Genomic DNA, 22,344 nt, shown 5'->3' on the forward strand with positions numbered 1-22,344 from the left:
TTGTCGGCGCTGTACGTCCACTTGCCATCCGCGCCCAGCACCAGCTGGCCGTACTTGCCGTCGAGCGTGCCCGCGATGAACTTGTCTTCACCGGCATCGCCGCCGGTGCCGGCTGCCAGCGTGCCGCTGGTCTCCAGCTTGGTCGTGCCCGCCGTCACCGCATCTTCGGTCACGCTGCCCACATCCGGCGTCAGCGTCGGCACGTCGTCGGTGCCGTTGATGGTGATGGTCACAATGTGCGGCGTGCCATCCATACTCTGCACGGTGAAGGTCTCGACCTTGGTCTCACCTTCGCCCAGGTACTGCACCTTGCTGTTGTCGACGCTGTAGCTCCAGGTACCGGTCTCGGTGATGGTCAGGCTGCCCAATGCACCCGCACTCGGGGTGCCGTTGCCGGCCACAAACTTGGCCTCATCGGCGCCGTCCACATCGGTCACGCTCAGGGTGCCAGTCTCGGTCAGGATCGGGTTGGTTTCGTCTTCCACCACGCCACCGGTGTCGGTGCCGGTAATGACAGCCGCATCGTTGACAGGCGTAACAGTCCCCGTCACCCCACCTGTGGCGCTGTTCAGGCCATCGGTGATGGTGTATTCAAACGCGATGCTGCCATTGAAATCCGGGGCCGGCGTAAAGATCAGCTGGCCATTGCTCAGGGTGACGGAGCCATTGCTGATCGCTACCGAGCCACCTTCGGCAATGGTCTGGCCGTTGATGGCGGTAATGGTGAGGCGATCACCATCCACATCCGTGTCGTTGCCAAGCACATTGATGGTGACGGTGCCATCCTCCGCCACGGTGAACTGGTCGTCCCCCGGCAGAGGCGCGGCATTCACCACGCTATTGTCGGTCCCCTTGGGCGAGGTGTTTCCCGCAGGGTCGGTCAGGGTGACATCCACAGTGATGGGGCCGTTGACTGGCAGATCCGTAGTGGGGATGGTCAGGGTGACCTGGGTACGGCCGATGTCGTCAGTCGTCAGAATTCTGCTGGAGTCAGGCACGCCATCACCGTTCCAGTCCACATCGAGACGATCGCCAGCCTTGGCATCGCCCGGCAGCCGGATGATGACATCCATCCCATTTTCGCGCTCGTTGGCGGAGATGACATTGTCCGCGCCGTCCTGGATTTCGACTTGTGGCGCCGAGGGCGCGGTACTGTCCACGCTGCCATCATCGGTCGCGGTACCGGTGTTGCCGGCCGGATCGGTCACGGAAGCCGTCACCTGATAGCCCCCTTCGGCCAGCGGTGTCGTGACATCCACGCTGAAGCTGCCATCCGGTTGCACCGTAGCGGTCAGGGTCTGCTGATTGCCGTTGGCATCGGTCACCACCAGAGTCACCGTGCTGCCAGCGGGGGCATCCGTGGTACCGGTCAGGGTCGGCGTCCGATCGTTGGTGTTGTCGGGGGCAGAGACGGTGATGACGGGAGCGGTGAGGTCGACCAGCTCATCCTCGCTGCTTTGCGCATCCACCAGCGGCGCCGCGCCAGCCGGGTTCGCGCTGTCAAAGCCTGCGCTGGAGATAGTTGCATCACCGGTACGATCGATAGTGACGAAACCGCCGTTGCCGCTGGCACCAGCCACGCCCCCCGCATTGCCTGCGGCCGGGGCTCCGCCCGCCGCCGACGCTTCGAATGCCTTGGTGGGGTCGGTTCCGTCCAGAATCGCTTGCTGCAAGGCGGCGATGTCATCGGGCGTACCCGCGTTCGCCAGCACGGCGTCACCCTGTTCGGGGCGCTCGCCGGAACCCAGGGTGAACGTGGTCTCCCCTCCCTGGAAGCTGGCCCCTTCGGGCGCAAGCAATACCGCATCCTTGGGCAGTACATCGCCTTCTGCAACGAGTCTCTGGCTCCCGTCGGCGGCGACCAGATACATTTTGCCTTGCAAGTGGGTAACGACGACATCCTGATCCAATACGATGCGCTGATTGCTCATGGTTTCTCCTGAAATATCGAAGGGCATATTGCTCCAGCCTCCAATGTGCCCGTTTATCAGGCCATAAACCAGTGAGAAAAATCGAATGGACAGACCGAAATGAAGCCGGGTTTCGGGGTGAAAACGAAGGGACGCCGAAGATGAATAAAATTAATTAAATCAATAGCATCAATTGTGACAAAACGAAGACGGGAGCCTCATCGGCTCCCGTCTCGTGAGGTGTCAGACACCGGCCCAGAGCAGGATGGCCAGCAGTTGGGGCGAGATGATCCGCAGGAACATCACCAGGGGGTAGACGGTCGCGTAAGAGAGTGCGCTGGCACCACTGGTGGGGTGCATGCCGTTGGCAAATGCCAGAGCGGGAGGATCCGTCATCGAGCCGGCCAGCAGCCCGCACAGCGTGAGGTAATTGAGCTTGCCATAATGGCGTGCCAGCACACCCACCAGCAGCAGCGGGATGAGGGTGATTGCCACACCGTACATCATCCATGCGGGACCGTCGCCGTTGATCAGGGTGTCGATGAAGCCGGCCCCGGACTTGAACCCCACCACCGCCAGGAAGAGCACTATGCCTATTTCCCGCAGCGCCAGGTTGGCGCTCGGCGGCATGAACCAGTAGAGCTTGCCGATGCTGCCGATACGAGACAGGATGAGCGCCACCACCAGCGGTCCCCCTGCCAGCCCCAGCTTGAGCGCCGCCGGGAATCCCGGCAGGTAGAAGGGAATGGATCCGAGCAATACCCCCAACCCGATACCGATGAAGACGGGCAGCATCTGCACCTGCTGCAGTTTCTGCTGCACGTTGCCCACCACGCTGGTGACCGCCTCGATGGCATCGAGCCGCCCCACCAGGTTCAGGATGTCACCGAACTGCAGACTGGTCTGACTGGTCGGCACCAGCTCGATGCCGGCCCGATTCAGGCGCGAGATGACCACATCGTATTTCTGCTTGATGTCGAGATCGCGGATCCGCTTGCCGAGCACCTGCTCATTGGTGACCACCACCCGCTCAACCCGCAGATCGGTGCCGCGGGTGGAGAGGGAGGTGTCTACCTCCTCTCCAAGCACCAGCAGCACCTTGTGCAGGGCATGGCGCTCCCCCACCAGGTGCAGCAGGTCGCCAAGTTCGATGCGCGAGTCGGGCTTTGGCACCATCAGTTCGTCGCCACGCTTGAGTCGGGAGCAGATGACGTCCGCCTCGTCCAGACTCGGGATCTCGCGGAGCATCAGGCCATGCATGTTGGGATTGCGCACGGCAATGTTGATGGTTTGCAGACTCTCCTTGGTCTTGCCAGCCTGCTGCTCGAAAGCGACCGCCTCCTCCTCGATCTTGATGTGGAAGAACATCCGGATGAGCCACATGGTGAGCAGGATGCCGCAGATCCCGAACGGGTAGGCCACCGCATAGCCCATCCCCATCAGGCCGGTGGATCCAGGATCCGCCCCGAGCTCCGCCAGGATCTGCTGGCCAGCCCCCAGGGACGGGGTATTGGTCACTGCCCCGGAAAAGACCCCGAGGATCACCGGCAGCGGTACATCGAACAGCTGGTGCAACGCTGCCGCCACCAGGCAGCCGAGCAGAACCAGCAGGGCCGCGAAGCCATTGAGCTTGAGGCCCGAACTGCGCAAGGAGGAGAAGAAGCCGGGACCGACCTGGATGCCTATGGTGTAGACGAACAGGATCAGGCCGAATTCCTGAATAAAATGAAGTGTTTGCTCATCCAGCTTCAACCCGGACAAGCCGGCGAAGTGGCCCACTATGATGCCGCCGAACAGCACCCCGCCAATACCCAAACCCACGCCATAGACCCGCCAGTTTCCCAGCCAGAGCCCCAGCACTGCCACCAGCGACAGCATGCTGATGGAAAGCGCGATCTCACTCATCGTTTGCATCCTTTCCAAACTGAACTGGCACTAGCTTGTCAGCAAACGAAGGGGGCAACTGTGGGGTGCCGCACGAATTCAGGCTTTCATGAGCACAAAAATACCAATTAAGGGTTAGCCATCAGATGTAGCCATAAATGGCCATGAAGTGGCACAGACTGCCACCCAGCACAAACAGGTGCCAGATGGCGTGGTTGTAGGGAATGCGCTTGGCCACATAGAAGATCACTCCCAGGCTGTAGATGAGACCACCCAGCCCCAGCAGCAGGAGCCCGGTACCATCCAGATGCAGATAGAGCTGGTAGATGACCACCAGCGACAGCCAGCCCAGCATCAGATAGGTAAATAGCGACACCTTCTTGAAGCGATTGATGAAGATCAGCTTGAACACGACCCCCGCCAGGGCCAGCCCCCAGATCACCACCATCAGTCCTTGCGCCAGCGGCGTATCGAGCGCCACCAGCAGGAAGGGGGTATAAGTGCCGGCGATCAGCAGATAGATGGCGCAGTGATCGAACAGCTTGCTCCAGCGTCTGGCCGCCACCGAGCTCACGCTGTGGTAGAGCGTCGAGGCGAGATAGAGCAATACCAGGCTGGCACCGTAGACGCCGTAGCTCAGCAGTACCCTGGGCCCCTGATCCCACCCCTTGTGCAGCAGCAAGACCAGTCCCAGTCCGCCCAGCAGCAGCCCCAGCCCATGGCTGAGGCGATTCGCCCACTCTTCCCGTGGGGAGTACCCCGTCACATCCATCATTACCTCCAATCCATTACCGGCCCACTCTAGCGGCCGACGTTTCAGGCTACAAGTGTTAGCTGAAAATAAAGGGGCGAGGAGAGGGAGGGCCAGAGATGGCTGTGCCCCCCGCCCCTTTGGTGTATGCTCTGCCGCCGACGCCGCCCATGCGGATGGCCGCGTCTGCCCGACAATCTGGTCTGGAGAACCCGATGAAGCTCACTGAACTGTTTACACAACCGGATCCTGATTTCGGCAAGGCCATGACGGCCCTGCTGGAGCATTTCCATCATTCCGACGACAGTCAGGCCCCCTATCAGCGGGGCAGTTTCACCCACCAGCTCGATCAGTCGTGCATGCCCGCCACCGGCATCTCTCCCCGGGACTATCTGGCACGGCTCGCCACCCTGGTACCCGGGGCATCGCACCTCACCTCTCCCCGCTACATGGGACACATGACGGCACCGCTGCCGGCCTTCACCGCCGAGCTCTCCCGGCTCTTGGTGATGCTCAACCAGAACCCGATGAAGATGGAGTCCTCCCGTTTGCTGAGCTTTCTGGAGCGGGAAGTGCTGGCCAAGCTGCACCGTCTGGTCTACCGCGAGGACGATACCTTCTATGCAGCCCATATGCATGCCAAGGATGCAGCCCTCGGCGTCATGACCAGTGGCGGTACCATCGCCAACGTCACCGCTCTCTGGCTGGCCCGCAACCGGGCCTGTGGCGACAACCTGTTCGCCCTCGCCGAGCAGGGCTATCGCGGCGCCGTCATTCTGGGCTCGCGGCTGATGCACTACTCCTTCGACAAGGGGATGGATCTGCTGGGACTCGGGGCTCGCAGCGTCTGGCGTCTCGACACAGACGAGCACAACCGGCTCAGTCTGGCGGCGCTGGAACAGGCCCTTCAACAATGCAGGGAGCAGAAGCTCAAGGTGCTGGCGCTGGTCGGTGTGGCCGGCAGCACGGATTTTGGCTCCGTCGACCCGCTGCCGGAACTGGCCGCCATCGCCCGGCGCGAGCAAATCCACTTCCACGTGGACGCGGCCTGGGGTGGTCCGACCCTCTTCTCGCCCCGCTATCAGGGATTGCTTACGGGGATAGAGCACGCCGATACCGTCACCCTTGACGGTCACAAGCAGTTGCTGGTCCCGCTCGGTACCGGCATGCTGCTCTGCCGCCAACCGGACCTGATGATGACGGTGAAGCGCGAGGCTCCCTACGCCATCCGCGCCACCTCCTTCGATCAGGGGCGCTTCACTCTGGAGGGGACCCGTCCCGCCAACGCGCTCTATCTGGATGCCGCCTTCCAGATGCTGGGACAGCAGGGTTATGCCCAACTCATCGACGCCAACTACGACAGGGCGCGGCGAATGGCCGCGCTCATCGATGCCAGCCCCGCCTTCGAGCTGATGTCGGCACCTGTCATGAACCTGCTCTCCTACCGGTGCATTCCGCCCCACCTGCAAGGTCAGCTGCCCGATGTGGCGGCCAACGAACAGATCAATCTCTTCAACGTCGCCCTGCAAAAAGCCCAGCGCGCCGAAGGGCGCAGCTTCGTCTCACGCACCCAGCGCGCAGTCTCCCGCTATGGCGAGCAACCGCTCACGCTGCTGCGCGCCGTCCTGCTCAACCCCCTCATCGAGGAAGCAGACATACGCGCATTGCTGGACGATCAGGTGCGCCTTGGCAACCAGATTGCCAGCCAGCTGTTCGAGTAACCCGCCGCCCCGGGAAGGAACTGCCTGCAGAATGGACGGTCTTATTCATTTGCCGTTGTCTGACGGGCAGGTACACTGAGTGAAATTTTGAGGTTAGAGCCCAGCATGAAGCAGTTTATCGAGTTCATCCCCCTGATCGTCTTCTTCGCGGTCTACAAGTTTTACGACATCTACACCGCCACTGGCGCCCTGGTGGTCGTCACCGGCCTGCAACTCCTGTACAGCTGGCTTCGCTATCGCCGGGTCGAGAAGATGCAGTTGTTCACCTTCGTGCTGGTCGGTTTCTTCGGCGGCCTCACCGTCTTCTTCCACGACGATGCCTTTATCAAGTGGAAGGTGACCGTCATCAACATGCTCTTTGCCCTCGCCCTGCTCATCGGCCGCTATGGCTTTGGCAAGAACCTCATCAAGCAGATGCTGGCCAAGGAGCTCCAAGCCCCTGACCGGGTCTGGGACAACGTCAATCTCGGCTGGGTCGGCTTCTTCACCCTGTGCGGTCTGCTCAACCTCTACGTGGCCTTCAACCTCTCCCAGGAGATGTGGGTCAACTTCAAGGTGTTCGGCCTGCTGGGCATGACCCTGGTCTTCACCCTGCTCAGCGGCGTCTATCTCTATCGCCACATGCCGGCCGAGCAGAACGCAGAACAGAAAAAATAACCGCAACCAGAAAGGGATTGTTCCATGTGGTATCTGATCTACTCCGAAGATGTCGCGGGCAGCCTGCCCCAGCGCAAGCTGGCACGCCCTGCCCACCTGGCCCGCCTGCAAGCCTTGCAGGATGAGGGCCGCCTGCTGACGGCCGGCCCGAACCCGGCCATCGATGCCGAGGATCCGGCCGATGCAGGCTTCACCGGCAGCACCGTCATCGCCGACTTTGCCAGCCAGGCCGACGCCCAGGCCTGGGCCGATGCGGACCCCTATGTCGCGGCGGGGGTCTACGCCAGGGTGACCATCAAACCGTTCAAGAAAGTCTTCTGAGCCCATCGAGGCTGACAAGAAAAAGGCCGGACACTGTCCGGCCTTTTTGCATCTTCTGACTCATGCCCTGGCCACAAACCAGGGATTGAGGATATCAGGCTTGTTGTAGCAAAGCGGCGAACCATCGAGCTGGGTGACGCTGCCCCCCGCCCCTTCCAGTACCGCCTGAGCTGCCCCCGTATCCCACTCGCAGGTCGGAGCGAGCCGCGGGTAAAGCTCGGCCTCCCCCTCGGCAATGATGCAAAACTTGAGAGAGCTGCCCATGGAAACCAGCTCGATCTCGCCCCGCTCCAGTTCGCCAAAACGGGCCAGATACTCGAGTGTCTCCTGCGACAGGTGATTGCGACTGCCCACCACGCGCCACACTTGCCCAGCGTCATGAGGGCGGGTCTGGATGGCCTCGTGCCTGCCATCAGCCACACGCCAGGCGCCAATCCCCTTGCCCCCATACCAGAGCTTGTCCAGTACCGGGGCATAGACCAGCCCCCAGCGCGGGGTCCCCTGTTCAATCAGGGCGATATTCACCGTGAACTCGCCGTTGCGGGAGACAAACTCCTTGGTGCCATCCAAAGGATCCACCAGCCAGTAGCGGGACCAGCCGAGTCGCGCAGCCATCACCTCGGGGGAGGACTCTTCCGACAACACCGGGATGTCGGGAGTGAGACGCGCCAGCGCCTGAACGATCACCTCGTGGGCCCCCTTGTCCGCCGCCGTCAGCGGGCTCTCGTCCTGCTTGTACTCCACCGCAAAGGGCTGTCTATAGATGGACATGATGGCCTCACCGGCGGCGCGGGCGATGGGCTCCAGTTCGGAAATGGCGGGTAGATACATGGAAAAGAGTTCTCGCTCAAAGGGTTGGTCAGTGTAACCGAGTGAGTATCTTCGGCTTATAGCCGTTTGCACTGACTTATACAGTGTCAAAACTGACAGACAAAAAGTGGCGCAACACAGCTAATGATAAATATGCCACTAAGGCAGATTCATAAGGATGTGAAACATGAACAAGAAGACCCTGATCGCCGCACTTCTGCTGGGCTGCCTCCCCCTGTTGAGCCAACCTCTGCTGGCCGCCGACAAGGCGGCGACCAAGCCTGTGGCCACCACCCAAGTCAAGGAGAGCGGCAAGATCAATCTCAATACCGCCAGTGCCGACGAGCTCACCGCCCTGAAGGGCATTGGCGAGAAGAAGGCACAGGCCATCATCGACCACAGGGAGAAGCAGGGCAAGTTCACCTCCGTCGATCAACTGGCGGACGTCAGTGGCATCGGACCTGCCACGCTGGAAGCAAACCGGGACATGATTATCGTCAAGTAACCGGTTTGAATCCCTGTCATCCCAAGGGCAGCCTGTGGCTGCCCTATTTTTCTTCGGGTATCATGAGCCCACTTTGTATCTTCGGACTCACTCCATGAAAAAGACACCGCTCGTTGTTCGCAAGGCCGTTCTCCCCGTTGCCGGTCTGGGTACCCGCATGCTGCCCGCCACCAAGGCCATCCCCAAGGAGATGCTGCCCGTGGTCGACAAGCCGCTGATCCAGTATGTGGTACGCGAAGCCATCGCCGCCGGCATCAAGGAGATAGTCCTGGTGACCCATTCAAGCAAGAACTCCATCGAGAACCACTTCGACAAGAGCTTCGAGCTGGAGGCGACCCTGGAGAAGCGGGTCAAGCGCCAACTGCTGGAAGAGGTTCAGCACATCTGTCCCAAAGACGTCACCATCATGCACGTGCGTCAAGGGGAAGCAAAAGGCCTGGGTCATGCAGTACTGTGTGCCCGCCCCCTCATCGGGGATCAACCCTTCGCCGTTCTGCTGCCGGATGTGCTCATCGACGAGGTGGCCAGCGATCTGAAGCAGGACAACCTGGCGGAGATGGTGCATCTGTTCGAAGAGGAGCAGATCAGCCAGATCATGGTGGAAGCCGTCCCCGAGAGCGAAGTGGACAAATACGGCATCGCCGACATCAAGGGGGAGGCCCTGAGCGAAGGCATGTCCCTGCCGATGCAGGCCATCGTCGAGAAGCCGCCCCGGGATGAAGCCCCGTCCAACCTGGCCGTGGTCGGTCGCTATGTGCTCTCGGCCAATATCTGGCCCTTGCTGGAAAAAACCCCGGCCGGCGCCGGCGACGAGATCCAGCTGACCGATGCCATCGCCATGCTGATGGAAAAGGAGCAGGTCAATGCCTACTTCATGAAGGGACGCAGCCACGATTGCGGCAGCAAGCTCGGTTATATGAAGGCCAATGTGGAATACGCCGTGCGCCATCGGGAACTCAGCAAAGAATTCACCAGCTGGCTGAAGCAGTTTGCCAAAGAGCTGTAATCTCTGAATATTTACAAGATAAGCAGAATAAAAAACTGGGCATCATTCGATGCCCTTTTTCATTTTATAAACAAATATTCAACCATTGATAGATAAAATATCGCTAAATCATAATATTGTAATTTAAAGTCGCTTGTTCTATAAGGATTAAGGCTTGTTCCTAGCCCTTGCATAAAATTTCTAAAAAAATATAAGACACAGGTGGAAGTTCCAATGAATAACCCGTCCAAAGGGACCTTTTTAGGTCACCCTAAAGGGCTTTTTTTGCTCTTTAGTACCGAACTGTGGGAGAGATTCTCCTATTACGGCATGCGTGCCGTGCTCGTCCTCTATCTGACCGACCTGACCGCCAACGGTGGCATGGGCTGGACCCAGGCCGACGCCCTCAAGCTGTACGGCATCTATACCGGTCTGGTCTACATCACCCCCATCATCGGCGGCTGGCTCGCCGATACCTTCCTGGGCCAGCGCCGCGCCATCCTGTTTGGTGCCGTGCTGATGGCCGCCGGCCAGTTTACCCTGGCACTGCCTCACGCCATGTTCCCTGACATGGTCAACACCGTCTTCTATGCCGGCCTTGGCTTGCTGATCGTGGGCAACGGCCTGTTCAAACCGAATATCTCAACCATGGTGGGCGACCTGTATAAAGAAGGGGATCACCGTCGTGACGGCGCCTTCACCATCTTCTACATGGGCATCAACCTGGGCTCCCTCCTGGCCGGCGTGATCTGCGGCGCCGCCGCCACAGCCTATGGCTGGCAAGCCGCCTTCGTCAGCGCCGGTATCGGCATGCTGCTCTCCCTGGTCGTGCAGGCCACCATGGCCCAGCGTTTCCTTGGCGACATCGGCCGTGTGCCCGCCGCCCAGCGTGCCGCTCTGCAGCGCTCCAAGGAGCAAAAAGCGCCCCTGACCAAACAGGAAGTGGATCGCATCAAGGTGATCCTGGTACTGGGCCTGTTCACCATCATCTTCTGGGCCGGCTTCGAGCAGGCCGGTGGTCTGATGAACCTGTATGCCCAGGAGTATACCGACCGCATGATCGGCAGCTTCGAAGTGCCGACAGCCTGGTTCCAGTCCCTGAACCCCTTCTTCATCATCACCCTGGCCCCTGTCGTGGCCGCCATCTGGATCAAGCTCGGCAAGAAAGAGCCGAACTCCCCGGTGAAATTCGCCATGGGCCTGCTGTTCCTGGCCGTCGGCTTCCTGTTCATGATCGGTGCCGTGCTGGAGCAAGGTGGTGATCAGGCTGTCAAGACCTCCATGTTCTGGCTGGTCGGTGCCTACCTGTTCCATACCCTGGGCGAGCTCTGCCTCTCTCCCATCGGTCTCTCCATGGTGACCAAGCTGGCTCCGCTGCGCCTGGCCTCCCTGATGATGGGTGCCTGGTTCGGTTTCGTGGCCCTGGCCAACTATGCCGCCGGCTTCATCGGCTCCTTCGTCGGCGAGTCCGGTGCCATGGCCATCTTCGGTGGCATCGCACTGGCCGCCGTGATCAGCGCCCTCATCCTGCTGACCATGGCCAACCGCCTGGTCTACTGGATGCACGGTGCCGAAGGCCCGGCCAAAGAGCCCGAAGAACAAGAGCAGAAACTGCAGTCCGCGACCGTTTGACCGGTCAGGACAGCAGAGACCAAACAGGGCGCCCATGGGCGCCCTGTTTGCATGTGTTCACTTCACTGCGTCAGTGGTGACGAACCTGCATCGTCAGGGCGCTGCCGCTGTCACTGCGAAACTGCAGATCAAAGGGCTCGTGCCAGCTTCGCCTGTGCAACGTGTAGCGACTGCTGCGCATCAAGCCGAGCGGCAACCCCCCTGCACGCATCAACCAGTGAGGTGAGGTGAGCCCGGCATTTGCAAAAAGCAGCCCATCTTCCTGATCGAACAGCAGGGCCGCCATGGCAAAGGAGTGACGCAGGCCCGACTCCAGCAGTTGCAGATTGAGGTAATCCAGCAATCGGTGTGGCTGGGTCAACAGCAGGCTCTCCTGTTGCTGGTATTGGCGATAGGGGCCGTTCATCAGGGATCGCACCAAGGCACCACAGAAGGCCGCATCCACACCGAGGATGGGCAATTCCATCACCAGTACCAGCAGCTTGTCGTCCAGTTTGAAGGTATCCGGGATGAAGAGATTGCCCATGCCGGCAAAGGTGACCTGCCAGGGCCCCCACTCCTGCATGCCAGGGGGCGCCAACCAGGCGAGCAGCCGGCTGCTCGCCAGATCGTGGCCACGGAAGAAGTCGATGTGTTCCATCAGCTCCAGCTGCTGGCTCTGATGCCCGAGGTTTGTCAGGCATTGCTCGATGCTGCGGCGGATCTGCTCATAGTCATTCACCGGTTTGATGAAGAAGTCCCTGGCCCCCGCCCGCAGCGCACGCTCGATCGCAGCCATCTGATCCTGACCGGAGATGACGATGACGGGCACCTGTGGATAGCGGGCGGTGAGGCAGGCAATCACCTCATGGCCATCCATGTTCGGCATGTTCAGATCACACAACACCACATCGGGGTGATAGAGCGCTGCGGCAGAGAGCCCCTCAATCCCGTCTTCTGCCTGAAAGACGCAGGCCCCGTCGTGCTCGAGATAAGATACCAATGAGTGGCGAAAAACCGCTTCGTCTTCTACCACCAAGATCCGTAGTCCGGCTTTTGACATCTTGACAAAGCTCTTATTAGTCAAATGGTTATTTGAGCATTAAGACTAGATCATGGGCGCTGGATACCGCCACACAATATTGTCGAGCAGCGAGCCGGGCTGGCCTTGGTATCTGCCAAGCGTTTGAAATGGTCCGACTATTTTGATCGCCCCCTTGCGCAGAGATGGTCGGCAACCGTCGCCCGGCAGCCGTTATCTCGCAGGTCGGCACCATGAATTGTATGAGGCACCGCCATGAGGGATAATGCCCTCCACTCCAGATCGTGAAGCAGACCATGACGCCAGCCGAATACAGCGCCCTCGCCCATCCCAGACTCTCCCATCCGGCCCGCAGCCTCTATACCCTGCAACTGCGCCGCTTGGTGCTGGAAAATCGGCTGGCCCGACTCAACTATCCCGAGCTTGGCCGGGCACTGGCTGTCGTCGATCCGGGCAATCCCGGTGGTTTCAGCTATCAGGTCAACGCTCGCCAGCTGACCGAACTGCTCGACGAGCTGATGGAGGCCGAACTGCTTCAGGTCGAGGCCCAGGCTGACAGTGAGCACTACCACCAGTGCCCTTTCCAGTTGCCGTTGCTGAGCCAGCGGGTGCGCAGTCCTCTGCCGGCACGCCCGTTCCAGATGCACCTGCAGTGGCGTCCGGACGAAGAACTGCCTGCTCTCGCACGCCTGTGCGGGGTGATCGATGCCAGCTACAGCGAAGAGGATCTCGGGGAGTTCATCGCCTATTGGCTCGGCCGCCCCGAGGTGTTCGACTCCCAGCACCAGTGGATGTTGAAATTTATTCGGGCCCTCAAGAGTCGGCGCTACGCCCGCCGTCCGTCGACCGTGGTCACCGGGTACCAGCAGGTCGCGCCAGCCCCGGTAGAGGCTGGCCCGAGCCGCCGGGCGCAAGAGATGATCGATGAGGCCAAACGGCTGGCACAAGCTCAGGAGCCGGGGAATGATTGATACCAGGCGGCCACGAAGTGCACGCCCATCCAGCCACAGCCCTAGCAGAAGGAGAATTCCATGACAGATCCGCACGACCCGATGCGCCAGGCACTGGAAGAGATCGAGGTCAAACGCCAGAAAATCGCCAAGGCCAGACAGGAGCAACGGGCTCATGATCCCGAGCTCAAGCGTCACGTCAGCAGCCTGCAGGAACGTATTCTCCGACTGCGGGCCGCAACCGGCGGCAGCCAGTACGACTACGAGACCCTGCGTAAGGAGTACGACGCCAAGGCCAATGCCGAAGTACGCGAATTGCAGAAGGCCGCCCGCCAGGAGCGGATCCAGAAGCTGATCGCCCAGGCCGACCTCAATCCGGACTGGATCTTCGACAAGATGGATTCCGGTGACCCGGCCCTGCAATACCCCATCGAGACAGCCCGCTACTTCATCAGCGGTTTCGAGCACTGGGAGAAGAGCGGCGGGGGCTGCATGCTGATCTACGGCGATTACGGCACCGGCAAATCCACCCTGGCGGGCGCCGTGGCCCACGAGTTGATCGCGCGCCACCAGAAGTCGGTGATCTTCCAGCAGTGGGCCTCCATCGTGGACAGGCTCTTCTTCAACGTCATCCAGGATCAGGAGGAGCGCAACCAGTACCGCCGCGCCCTGGAAGAGGTGGACCTGCTGATCATCGACGAGGTGGCGGCCAACCGTGCCAAGATGGCCGAGAGTCAGTCCAGCTTCCTCGGCCACCTGCTGCGCCGTCGTCGCAACCTGTCCAAAAGCGTCATCATCATCACCAACCACAGCCCCCAGAGCCTGCATCAGGCCATCGGTGATTTCAGCTATGAGGCGATCAAGGCGTTCAATCCGGTGGACATCCACCTGAGCGGACCCAGCCGCCGTCCCAGCATCGGCCATTACAACGGTTGATCCCGTCGGGCCGGCGTCCCTGATGTCCGGCCCTTCATATCCCCTGCACCTCACAAATAAAAGCCACTCTCATTTACAGAGAGCCATCCAGGCTCTAGGCTTGCTCTTTTGTTCGAGAGGGCCTGTCATGCCAACCACACTCATCTTCGGTGCCAGTCGCGGACTGGGCCGCGCCTTCACCGACCACGCACTGCAACTGGGCCACAGGGTTGTTGCCCTGGTGCGCCATGCCGACATGGCCAGCGAGCTGCATACCCTGGGAGTCGAGGTCGTCATCGGGGATGCCCTGGACCCCCTGGCCGTGGCCCAGGCTTGCCGCTTGGCGGGCAGGGATGCCCGGGTAGTCTCCACCCTCGGCAGCTTTCGCCAGAGTGCACCGGTGGATTATCAGGGCAACCGCCATGTGATCGACGAGATGGAGCGCGCCGGGCTCAGCCGCCTGCTGCTGGTCACCTCCCTCGGTTGTGGCGACAGCTGGCAATACCTGCCCGAGCGGGCTCGCGCCGCCTTCGGACACGAGGTACGCCTCAAGAGCCTGGCGGAAAGCTGGCTGCAGACAAGCACCCTTGAGTGGACCATTTTACGCCCCGCAGGGTTGCAGGATGGGGAGCCCACGGGTCAGGCCATCCTGAGCCAGGGGCAAGAGAGGCATGGCCTGGTCAGGCGCCAGGATGTGGCGATACGGGGTTTGCAACTGCTTACCGACCAGGAGGCGTGCGGCCAGATCTATGCCATCGGCGATCCGGGTCTGAGTCAGCCATGACCCCTGTGAATGGCAACACGGTCAGCCCGAGGGCTGACCGTGTTGTTGCAAGGGGGCCTAGTCGGTGGAAGACGCTGTCGCCCCATCATCCGGCCCCGTTGCAGGGCACGGTTGACGCCAGCGGAGCAACCAGCACGCCAGAGCGCCATACAACAGTGTAAGCCCCCACAACTGCCACCAGTAGCGGGAGACCTGGGCAAAGTCGGCCCCCATCTGATTGAGGCGCAGGAATCCCTCGATGGCCGGCGTGCTCGGGGCCCACTGGGCCAGCCAGTTGAGGGGAGCCGGGATGAGCTCAAGGGGCCAGATAAAGCCGGCTAGGAAGACCAGCGGCAATGAGGAGACAAGCACTACCTGGGTCGGCAGATCACGGCGGGTGAACAGGGCGCCGAGCACGATCCCGAGCCAGGTGGTGGCCAGCAGGAACGGCAGGGTAAAGAGCCAGAGTTCGCCGGGTACAGCGGTGCGGGCAATGCCGTAGTGATCGAAGCAGAAGCCGAAGAAGTAGGTCACCGGAAGGACGAAAAGAACCCCCACCACTAGGGTGCGGGCCAGCAACAAGGCCGGCACGGGGGCATGTTGCCAGTAGCCTGACTCGCCACGGCGGCTGCGCTGGTTCTGGGTCGCCCCCAGGATGCCGGTCCCCATCAGCAACACCTGATGCAGGATCAGCACGAATACCGCAGGCACCACGTAGTTCACATAGCCCATGGTGGGGTTGAATACCGGCAGCACATTGAGGGCCACCGCGTTCCAGCCCATGGCGGCCTGGGGCAGCGCCTCGCCCTGGCTCAACAGCCTGGCCACCTTCACCTGGGCGGCGAGCGTGCCCCCCGCCTGGGCCAGCCCTTCGGCAATGGTGCCATAGACCAGGAAGTAGGAAGCATCCCCGGCATAACCCAGGGTCACGCTCCTGCCCAGCATCAGATCCCGATAGAAGTGGCGGGGAATGTGCAAAATGCCGCTCGCCTTGCCGGTCAGCATCATCTGGCGGGCCTCGTCGAGCGAACCGGCACGGGCCACCAGTTTCACCTGCGCCGTGGCATCGGCCATGAACTCCAGCTGGCGGGAGAGCTGGCTGCCATCCTCGTTGACCACCACCACGGGCTCTTCCCTGGGCAATTGGTGCAGGTAGGGCTGGGGGTAAAGGAAGGAGTAGAAGAAGACGCCGCCAAACAGGGTCAGCATGATGGCGCGATCCGCCAAGAGGGTGCGCAGCTCAAGGCGCACCAGATCCCAGAATCCCATCATGGCCTGGACTCCTCTTGGGGCAGGGCCGCGCCCGACGGCGTCCGGTAGCGGTGTACCACCAGCAACAGGGGCAGCAGAAACAGCAGCAGAGCCCCGAGCTGGGGCAGGGCCGCCGTCAACGGTTGACCATAATTGGTTTGCCCGATCTGCAGCTCCACATAGTGGGAGATGGGCAGCAGGCTGCGCCAGAACTGGGCCACATCACCCATGGCGGTGACCGGAAAGGTGACCCCCATGAAGGCAAATCCCGGCGCAGTGTAGGCGCCGGCCAGAGAGAGCGCCCGCGCCGGATCCCGGATGATGGCGTAGAAGAAAGCCCCCATGGTGACGCAAGCGGCCGACGCCAGTCCCAGCCCCGCCGTCAGCACCAGCCAACTGCCTTGCATGGGGTACCCAAGCCCCTTGAACAGCAGCAGACTCCACGCCAGACCCCACCCCCAGCCGATGAGCACGTGGGGTAGCAGGGTACGCCAGAGGCCGAACCAGACCCCTCTGGTGGTCCAGTCCAACCCGAGGCGATCGGTGCGGGCCAGGGCGTTCAGGCCATAGAGCACCACCAGGATCTGCCACACCGCAGGTAGCAGGGCGCTCAGCAGAAACTGGGCGTAGCTGGAATTGATGTTGTAGAGCGCGGTAACCTGGCTCGCAATGGGTACGGATTGTCCCAGGGCACCGGGCAGCGTCTTGCCGTCGGCCATGGCCTCCAACACCCCTACCTGGCCATTGAGAGTTCCCACCACCTGGGCCAGTGCGGAGTTGACCAGCTTGGCAATCAGGATGAACTGGCCATTGTTGAACACGGTCACCCTGGGTTGGGTCCCCTCGCGGGCATCCCGCTCCAGGTGATAGGGGATCACCACCAGGGCATAGATGTCCCCCCCTCGCAGTGCCCTGGCCCCTGCGTCGATGGAATCAAACTGCTGGGCGACCTTGAGCCCGGCGGAGCCATCGAGAGAGAACGCCAGTTGTCGGGAGAGGGTGCTGCGATCCAGATCCACCAGACCGACCTTGAGATCCCGCGCCAGGCCGGCTGAAAAGATCCAGCACAGGATCCCTATCAGCACCAAGGGGACCCAGCTCGCCAGCGCCCGGCCGAACGGGTCCTGCCAGAGCAACCGCCATTCGCGTCCCATCAGAGCTCGACCAGCACGCTCATGCCGACCCGCAGCCCGTCAACCGGCTGCAAGGGGCGCGCTTCCACCTGGAAGCTTTTCATGTCGAACCCCTGGCGGGTGTCGGTGGCACGCCAGGTGGCGAAATCCCCCATCACGGCCACATGGGTCACCTTGAAGCGCACCAGCTGATCCCCCAGGCCGGGAATACGGGCATCAAACTCGGTACCGACCGGGAACCTTGGCAAGAGGTCCTCACGGACATGGAACTGGGCCCAGGCATCCTTCATGTCGAGCAGGGTCACCACAGGGAAGCCCTGGGGAGCCAGCTCGCCGCTGCGCAGCAGCACCTGGGCAACTTCCCCCTCGTGTGGGCTGGCGATGCGGGTATCGGCCAGATAGGCTTCCACTTCCGCCACTCCGCCAGCCGCCATCTTGGCCTGCTCGCGGGCCGCGATCTTGGTCTCTTCCCGCGCCCCTTCCAGCGCCATCTGGTATTGCTGCCAGGCCATACCCTCGCTGTACTTCGCCGCCTGCCAGGCCGTCCAGGCCTCGTCACGCTTTTGCAGCGACATCACGCCATCCCGATGCAGGCTGGCAATGCGCTCGTAGGTTTTGCCATGAAGCAGGGCAGCCGCCTTGGCCTGTTGCCACTGATCCTTGGCGGCCGCGATCTGCTGCACTCGCGCCCCCTTCTCGGCCTCTTCGGCCATGGCACCAGCCGCGGCCTGCCCGGCCTTGGCCTGACTCAGCTTGGCTTCGATCTCCGGGCTCGCCAGAGTGAACGCCAGTTGGCCCCTGGCCAGTTGATCCCCCTTCTTCACCAGTACCTCGTCGATGCGGCCCGCCACCTTGGAAGAGACCGAATACTGCTGCGCCTCTATCTGCCCCTGCAGACGCACCGTCTCCGGCTGATAGGCCAGCCAGAAGCGCCAGCCAAGCCAGAGCACAAGCAATACCAGCGCCAGTGGCAGCAGCCAGGGCTTGCCCTGGCTCATCTTCTTCTTGATGGGGGGATGACTCATGAATTCACCTCGGCAAACGGGCGACCCTTGACGGTCGAAACGGACATGAATAACGGTGTGGAAGAGAGCGCGATCATGAGTTCACCTCGATCGCCTGGCCATGCTGATACTGGTTGAAACTGTTCATCTGACCGGAGAGTGCCAACAGGCGGGCCAGGGAGATCACGTATTGATAGGCGGCGGCGGCGCGCTGGGTCTTGACCCCGGCAAGCTGGGTCTGGGCATCGACCACATCAAGGGAAGTGGAGAGCCCCTGACCGAATGCCTTGTCACGCAACCGCACGTTCTCCTCGGCCAGCGCCTGGGTCGAGGAGAGAGAGTGATACTCCTCCAGTCCCTGGGCAGCCTCGCGCCAGGTCTTTTCGACCAGCAGCTCCAGATTCTGGCGGGTCTTGGCTTGCAGCAGGTTGACCTGGAGTTCAGCGCTCTTGGCCGCCTGGACCGTCTCGGAGCGGCCATCGCGACTCACCAGCGGCATGCTGACCCCGACACCAACCAGCCAGTCCGGTGTGGTCTTGGAGACAATGGAATCATCTTCATAGAGGTTGTAGTTGCCGAACAGGAAGAGCTCGGGGGCGTACTTGCCCTTCTCCAGCTTGATCATCCCCTGGGCCTGCTCCTTCTTGGCCGTCAACAGCTTGAGACCGGGATGCACCGACAGGGTCTCCTCCACGAAGGGAGACAAGGCTGGCATCCCTTCGTTGATGAAGAGGGCGGTATTGGGCTCAGCCTGCTTGAGCTTGAGCATGTGGCCGAGCGCCAGCTGGGCGATCTCCAGGCTGCGCCTGGCCTTCTGGGTATCGATGCGTGCCCTGTCATAGGCAGACTGGGCCGACAGGCGCTCCACCTTGGCGATCTGCCCCTGGGCTTCGAGCTTCTTGGCATGATCCAGATGGTGTGCCAGTCCCTGCTCGATCTCCTGCTTGGTCTGCACCACCTGCGCCGCCAGCACCACCCCGAAGTAGGTCTGGGAGAGGCTCTCGAAGGTCGACTGCTGTTTGAGCACCAGCAACTGCTCAGCCTCGCTCACCTGGGCCTGACGAATATCCTGGGCCGCATCGATGCGCCCGCCGGTAAAGAGCGGCCATAGCATCTTGACCGAACTGGTCACCACGTTCTGCTTGGTGAGGGGGGTGACAAAATCGCTCGGGCTGAGGTTGAGCGCCTGCATCACGGGCCCCAGCACCTTGCCGAATTCCGGATGATTGGCGATGGGGTTGAGATCCAGCATGTCCAGCTCCATCGGCTGATCGAGATGGGTATAGCTGGCCCCCACATCCACCTTGGGCAGGTACATGGCCTTGGCCGCCTCCCGCAGTTGCTGGGCTCTCTCCACCCCGGCCTGCTCTGCCGCCAAGCCGTCATCCTGCTGGATGACCCGACTCCAGGCCTCGGTAAAGCTGACCGTCTGCGCCTGGGCCGACCCCAGCACGACACCCAGCAGGCATGGGCAGAGCGATTTGATGAACTTTGCCGTCATACATCCCCGATCCGTTTGTAATGAAATTGTGTAGAGTCTTTGCTCAATTCAGGCCCGCTATCATAGCCTAAACCGGCTTGAGAGGGAGACTCACAAATCACCATCCCCCTCACTCGCGCCCCCCTGACCATGGTCACAGACAATATGTCCGATTTTCAAGCACTCCTGAATTTGCAAGCCTTGGCGCGACGTTTTTTTCAGAAAAAAATGGCTGACGCTCAAATACTAACCTTTTCTCCTGACTAAAAAATGCGTAATATACGCCGCCCTAAGCCGATGGTAACCGTGGAATGCAGATAGGTCCCCACACGCTTGAAACTCCCCTGATCGTGGCCCCCATGGCCGGTGTAACAGACCGACCATTTCGTGAACTTTGTTTACGTTTGGGAGCCGGTATGGCCGTTTCCGAGATGCTGCTGGCCAACCCGGATGTCTGGGATACCCAGAAAACCCGGATGAGAATGGATCACTCTGCTGAAGGCGGCTTGCGATCGGTCCAGATTGCCGGTGCCGACCCCGAGATGATGGCGTTTGCTGCCCGCTACAACGTGGAGCAGGGCGCTCAGATCGTCGACATCAACATGGGATGTCCGGCAAAAAAAGTGAATAAGAAGCTGGCAGGTTCCGCCCTGCTGCGTCAGCCAGACCTGGTCAGATCCATCTGCCGGGCCGTGGTGGATGCGGTGGAAGTACCTGTCACCTTGAAGATCCGCACAGGATGGGATCCGGATAACCGCAATGGCGAGGAGATCGCCCGAATCGCCGAAGATTGCGGTATCGCGGCCCTTGCCGTGCATGGTCGTACCCGTGCCTGCCTCTACAAGGGCGAAGCGGAGTACGACACTATCAGGGCGATTAAGCAGGCCGTATCGATTCCTGTTGTCGCCAATGGCGACATCGATAGCCCGGAGAAAGCCCGGTATGTCCTCGACTATACCGGTGTCGACGCCGTGATGATCGGCCGTGCTGCGCAAGGACGACCCTGGATTTTCCGGGAAATCCGCCATTTTCTTGAAACGGGCACCAAGCTGCCGCCTCCCGACAGGGAAGAGGTTCGCACCCTGATGAACGAGCATGTCACCAATCTGCACCAGTTTTACGGTGCCTATCTGGGAGCGCGCATTGCCCGTAAACACGTGGGCTGGTATCTGGATGAAGAAGAGGCGGGCCGAGAATTCCGTAAGCACTTCAATGCCCTGGATTGTGCAGACGCACAACTCGAGGCACTCGAAGCGTATTTCGATGGATTAGGTTAACGCATAACTAAAGAGCCGACCGAATATGTTCGAACAAACCCTGACTTCTGATGCATTGGTAACAACTACTCACAATCACGCTGCCGAGCCGACCCAACGCCCCCTGCGTGACTCTGTGCAACAGGCCCTGCGTAACTACCTGGCCCAGTTGAACGGTCAGGAAGTGATTGATCTGTACGATATGGTTCTCTCCGAAGTCGAAGCTCCCATGCTGGACGTGATCATGCAGTACACCCGTGGCAACCAGACTCGCGCCGCCGTGATGATGGGCATCAACCGCGGCACCCTGCGCAAGAAACTCAAGCGTTACGGCATGAACTGATCCCGGTCATTCTGCTGCAGTGCAGACGAAGGCGTATCCCAGCGATGGGATACGCCTTTTTCTATGCCCGGAGTGTACCTTCTCACTCCACCGCCAACTTGATACCCAGACCCACGAACAGCCCCCCCATCACGCGATTCAGCCAGGTGGCCACCCGGGCGGGCAGTCGCACCTTGCGGCTTGCAAACGCGGTGGAAAACGCCAGCAGATGGCACCAGATCATGCCGTTGAAATTGAAGATGCAGCCCAGCACGATGAATGCCAGTGCTTTTTGCGGCGCATCTGGCGCGATGAACTGGGGTACAAAGGCGAGGAAGAACAGGGCCACCTTGGGGTTGAGGACATTGGTGAGCAACCCCTGCCGAAAGATGCGCCCATAAGAGAGCGCAGGCAGCGCCACAGCCCCATCCACAGACGTTGAAGTGCCACTCCTCTGCCAGAGCATGGACACGCCGAGATAGACCAGATAGAGCGCCCCCATCAGCTTGATGACGGCAAACAGCTCGGCGGAGGCACTCAACAGGGCAGACAGTCCCAGAGCTGCCGCCAACACATGCACCATGGTACCTGTCCCGATACCCAATGCCGCCATGGACCCTGCACGCCATCCCTGGGAGCCGCTGCGCAGCATGATGAGCAGGGAGTCAGGCCCAGGCATCATGTTCAACAACAGGCCAGAAACGATAAACAGCGCCAGATCGTGGATCCCCAACATACACAGCTCCTTGTACATGAAAGAAACAGTCTATGGATCCTGAAGTACTTGTCACTCCCGTTTCCGGCGATAGCGATTATCAAGGAAGGGAATAGCGTTTGAGCCGGAGATATTTGACGCTCAACCAGGTGAAAAAGAGAGATTGAGCCGTTTGAAAGGCAGTGATACTGGCTGAATAGCAATGTTTATCGATGCAATTGACTGGATTTTGAGCATTATCCAGACTTGTTATCTAAAAAATAAATTTCAGGCAATAAAAAACCCCGCTCGAGTGAGCGGGGTTTCTTGTATTGGGTGCCTGGCAGTGTCCTACTCTCGCATGGCGAATGCCACACTA

At 60.8% G+C, this 22,344-nt stretch carries 21 protein-coding genes; 11 read left to right on the forward strand and 10 right to left on the reverse strand.

Annotation, left to right across the window (positions count from 1 at the left end; all coding sequences use genetic code 11):
• From AB5Y80_RS14540 to AB5Y80_RS14550, 3 genes are all read right to left on the reverse strand, one after another.
• The coding region (locus tag AB5Y80_RS14540; RefSeq protein WP_368173115.1) for a retention module-containing protein at window positions 1-1,931 on the reverse strand (1,931 nt) is incomplete at its 3' end.
• Between the two features lie 222 nt (window positions 1,932-2,153).
• Window positions 2,154-3,815: a putative transporter gene (locus AB5Y80_RS14545; RefSeq protein WP_010675535.1), complete on the reverse strand. Its 1,662-nt coding sequence runs from the start codon at window positions 3,813-3,815 to the stop codon at window positions 2,154-2,156.
• 121 nt (window positions 3,816-3,936) lie between these two features.
• The gene (locus AB5Y80_RS14550) at window positions 3,937-4,569 is read right to left on the reverse strand and encodes a hemolysin III family protein (RefSeq protein WP_039041319.1); all 633 of its coding nucleotides are present in this window, start codon (window positions 4,567-4,569) and stop codon (window positions 3,937-3,939) included.
• A gap of 191 nt (window positions 4,570-4,760) precedes the next feature.
• Here AB5Y80_RS14550 and AB5Y80_RS14555 point away from each other — a divergent pair, with 191 nt between their 5' ends.
• The 3 genes from AB5Y80_RS14555 to AB5Y80_RS14565 all read left to right on the forward strand — a co-directional run bounded on the left by AB5Y80_RS14555 (window position 4,761) and on the right by AB5Y80_RS14565 (window position 7,244).
• Complete coding sequence (locus tag AB5Y80_RS14555; RefSeq protein WP_368173116.1) at window positions 4,761-6,266, forward strand: aminotransferase class V-fold PLP-dependent enzyme; 1,506 nt, start codon at window positions 4,761-4,763, stop codon at window positions 6,264-6,266.
• Between the two features lie 105 nt (window positions 6,267-6,371).
• Window positions 6,372-6,923: a septation protein A gene (locus AB5Y80_RS14560; RefSeq protein ID WP_039041321.1), complete on the forward strand. Its 552-nt coding sequence runs from the start codon at window positions 6,372-6,374 to the stop codon at window positions 6,921-6,923.
• Window positions 6,924-6,947: 24 nt separating this feature from the next.
• Window positions 6,948-7,244 carry a YciI family protein gene (locus tag AB5Y80_RS14565; protein ID WP_010675539.1) on the forward strand — a complete coding sequence of 99 codons (297 nt, stop codon included), beginning with the start codon at window positions 6,948-6,950 and terminating at the stop codon, window positions 7,242-7,244.
• 60 nt (window positions 7,245-7,304) lie between these two features.
• Here AB5Y80_RS14565 and cysQ read toward each other — a convergent pair whose 3' ends face one another.
• Entirely contained in the window at window positions 7,305-8,075 is a 771-nt protein-coding gene (gene cysQ, locus AB5Y80_RS14570) for a 3'(2'),5'-bisphosphate nucleotidase CysQ (RefSeq protein WP_202041970.1), read from the reverse strand.
• Window positions 8,076-8,241: 166 nt separating this feature from the next.
• On the opposite strand from cysQ, the gene AB5Y80_RS14575 reads away from it, so the two are divergent.
• The 3 genes from AB5Y80_RS14575 (at window position 8,242) to AB5Y80_RS14585 (ending at window position 11,176) form a co-directional block, all read left to right on the forward strand.
• Window positions 8,242-8,559 carry a ComEA family DNA-binding protein gene (locus AB5Y80_RS14575; RefSeq protein ID WP_103259590.1) on the forward strand — a complete coding sequence of 106 codons (318 nt, stop codon included), beginning with the start codon at window positions 8,242-8,244 and terminating at the stop codon, window positions 8,557-8,559.
• A gap of 94 nt (window positions 8,560-8,653) precedes the next feature.
• Window positions 8,654-9,565, forward strand: a complete 912-nt coding sequence (gene galU, locus AB5Y80_RS14580; protein ID WP_041212401.1) for a UTP--glucose-1-phosphate uridylyltransferase GalU — start codon at window positions 8,654-8,656, stop codon at window positions 9,563-9,565.
• 213 nt (window positions 9,566-9,778) lie between these two features.
• Complete coding sequence (locus tag AB5Y80_RS14585; protein ID WP_041212400.1) at window positions 9,779-11,176, forward strand: peptide MFS transporter; 1,398 nt, start codon at window positions 9,779-9,781, stop codon at window positions 11,174-11,176.
• Between the two features lie 70 nt (window positions 11,177-11,246).
• On the opposite strand, the gene AB5Y80_RS14590 is transcribed toward AB5Y80_RS14585, so the two are convergent.
• The gene (locus AB5Y80_RS14590; protein ID WP_029314797.1) at window positions 11,247-12,218 is read right to left on the reverse strand and encodes a response regulator; all 972 of its coding nucleotides are present in this window, start codon (window positions 12,216-12,218) and stop codon (window positions 11,247-11,249) included.
• 275 nt (window positions 12,219-12,493) lie between these two features.
• Here AB5Y80_RS14590 and AB5Y80_RS14595 point away from each other — a divergent pair, with 275 nt between their 5' ends.
• The 3 genes from AB5Y80_RS14595 to AB5Y80_RS14605 all read left to right on the forward strand — a co-directional run bounded on the left by AB5Y80_RS14595 (window position 12,494) and on the right by AB5Y80_RS14605 (window position 14,846).
• Window positions 12,494-13,168, forward strand: coding sequence for a DnaT-like ssDNA-binding domain-containing protein (locus AB5Y80_RS14595; RefSeq protein WP_368173117.1), 675 nt, complete (start codon window positions 12,494-12,496; stop codon window positions 13,166-13,168).
• 60 nt (window positions 13,169-13,228) lie between these two features.
• Complete coding sequence (locus tag AB5Y80_RS14600) at window positions 13,229-14,083, forward strand: DnaA/Hda family protein (RefSeq protein ID WP_201895282.1); 855 nt, start codon at window positions 13,229-13,231, stop codon at window positions 14,081-14,083.
• A 127-nt stretch (window positions 14,084-14,210) separates the two neighbouring features.
• Complete coding sequence (locus AB5Y80_RS14605; protein WP_201927924.1) at window positions 14,211-14,846, forward strand: SDR family oxidoreductase; 636 nt, start codon at window positions 14,211-14,213, stop codon at window positions 14,844-14,846.
• A gap of 57 nt (window positions 14,847-14,903) precedes the next feature.
• On the opposite strand, the gene AB5Y80_RS14610 is transcribed toward AB5Y80_RS14605, so the two are convergent.
• From AB5Y80_RS14610 to AB5Y80_RS14625, 4 genes are all read right to left on the reverse strand, one after another.
• Window positions 14,904-16,097 carry an ABC transporter permease gene (locus tag AB5Y80_RS14610; protein WP_368173118.1) on the reverse strand — a complete coding sequence of 398 codons (1,194 nt, stop codon included), beginning with the start codon at window positions 16,095-16,097 and terminating at the stop codon, window positions 14,904-14,906.
• Window positions 16,094-17,230 (reverse strand): ABC transporter permease, encoded by a 1,137-nt coding sequence (locus tag AB5Y80_RS14615; protein ID WP_368173119.1) that lies wholly within the window; start codon window positions 17,228-17,230, stop codon window positions 16,094-16,096. Before AB5Y80_RS14615 ends, AB5Y80_RS14610 begins: the two co-directional genes overlap by 4 nt.
• Window positions 17,230-18,234 carry an efflux RND transporter periplasmic adaptor subunit gene (locus AB5Y80_RS14620; RefSeq protein ID WP_323942829.1) on the reverse strand — a complete coding sequence of 335 codons (1,005 nt, stop codon included), beginning with the start codon at window positions 18,232-18,234 and terminating at the stop codon, window positions 17,230-17,232. The genes AB5Y80_RS14615 and AB5Y80_RS14620 overlap by 1 nt, the downstream gene beginning before the upstream one ends.
• A gap of 73 nt (window positions 18,235-18,307) precedes the next feature.
• Window positions 18,308-19,714, reverse strand: coding sequence for a TolC family protein (locus AB5Y80_RS14625; protein ID WP_323942831.1), 1,407 nt, complete (start codon window positions 19,712-19,714; stop codon window positions 18,308-18,310).
• A 290-nt stretch (window positions 19,715-20,004) separates the two neighbouring features.
• Here AB5Y80_RS14625 and dusB point away from each other — a divergent pair, with 290 nt between their 5' ends.
• Together dusB and fis are read left to right on the forward strand one after the other, a co-directional pair.
• The gene (gene dusB, locus AB5Y80_RS14630; RefSeq protein WP_010675552.1) at window positions 20,005-20,970 is read left to right on the forward strand and encodes a tRNA dihydrouridine synthase DusB; all 966 of its coding nucleotides are present in this window, start codon (window positions 20,005-20,007) and stop codon (window positions 20,968-20,970) included.
• Window positions 20,971-20,995: 25 nt separating this feature from the next.
• Window positions 20,996-21,292, forward strand: coding sequence for a DNA-binding transcriptional regulator Fis (gene fis / locus AB5Y80_RS14635; RefSeq protein WP_005309538.1), 297 nt, complete (start codon window positions 20,996-20,998; stop codon window positions 21,290-21,292).
• An 82-nt stretch (window positions 21,293-21,374) separates the two neighbouring features.
• Here the strand turns inward: fis and AB5Y80_RS14640 are convergent, their stop codons facing one another.
• Window positions 21,375-22,007, reverse strand: a complete 633-nt coding sequence (locus AB5Y80_RS14640) for a LysE family translocator (protein WP_042016017.1) — start codon at window positions 22,005-22,007, stop codon at window positions 21,375-21,377.
• Window positions 22,008-22,344: the final 337 nt, after the last annotated feature.

The organism is Aeromonas sp. R2-1 (assembly GCF_040908425.1).
Taxonomy (GTDB): Bacteria; Pseudomonadota; Gammaproteobacteria; order Enterobacterales; family Aeromonadaceae; genus Aeromonas; species Aeromonas caviae.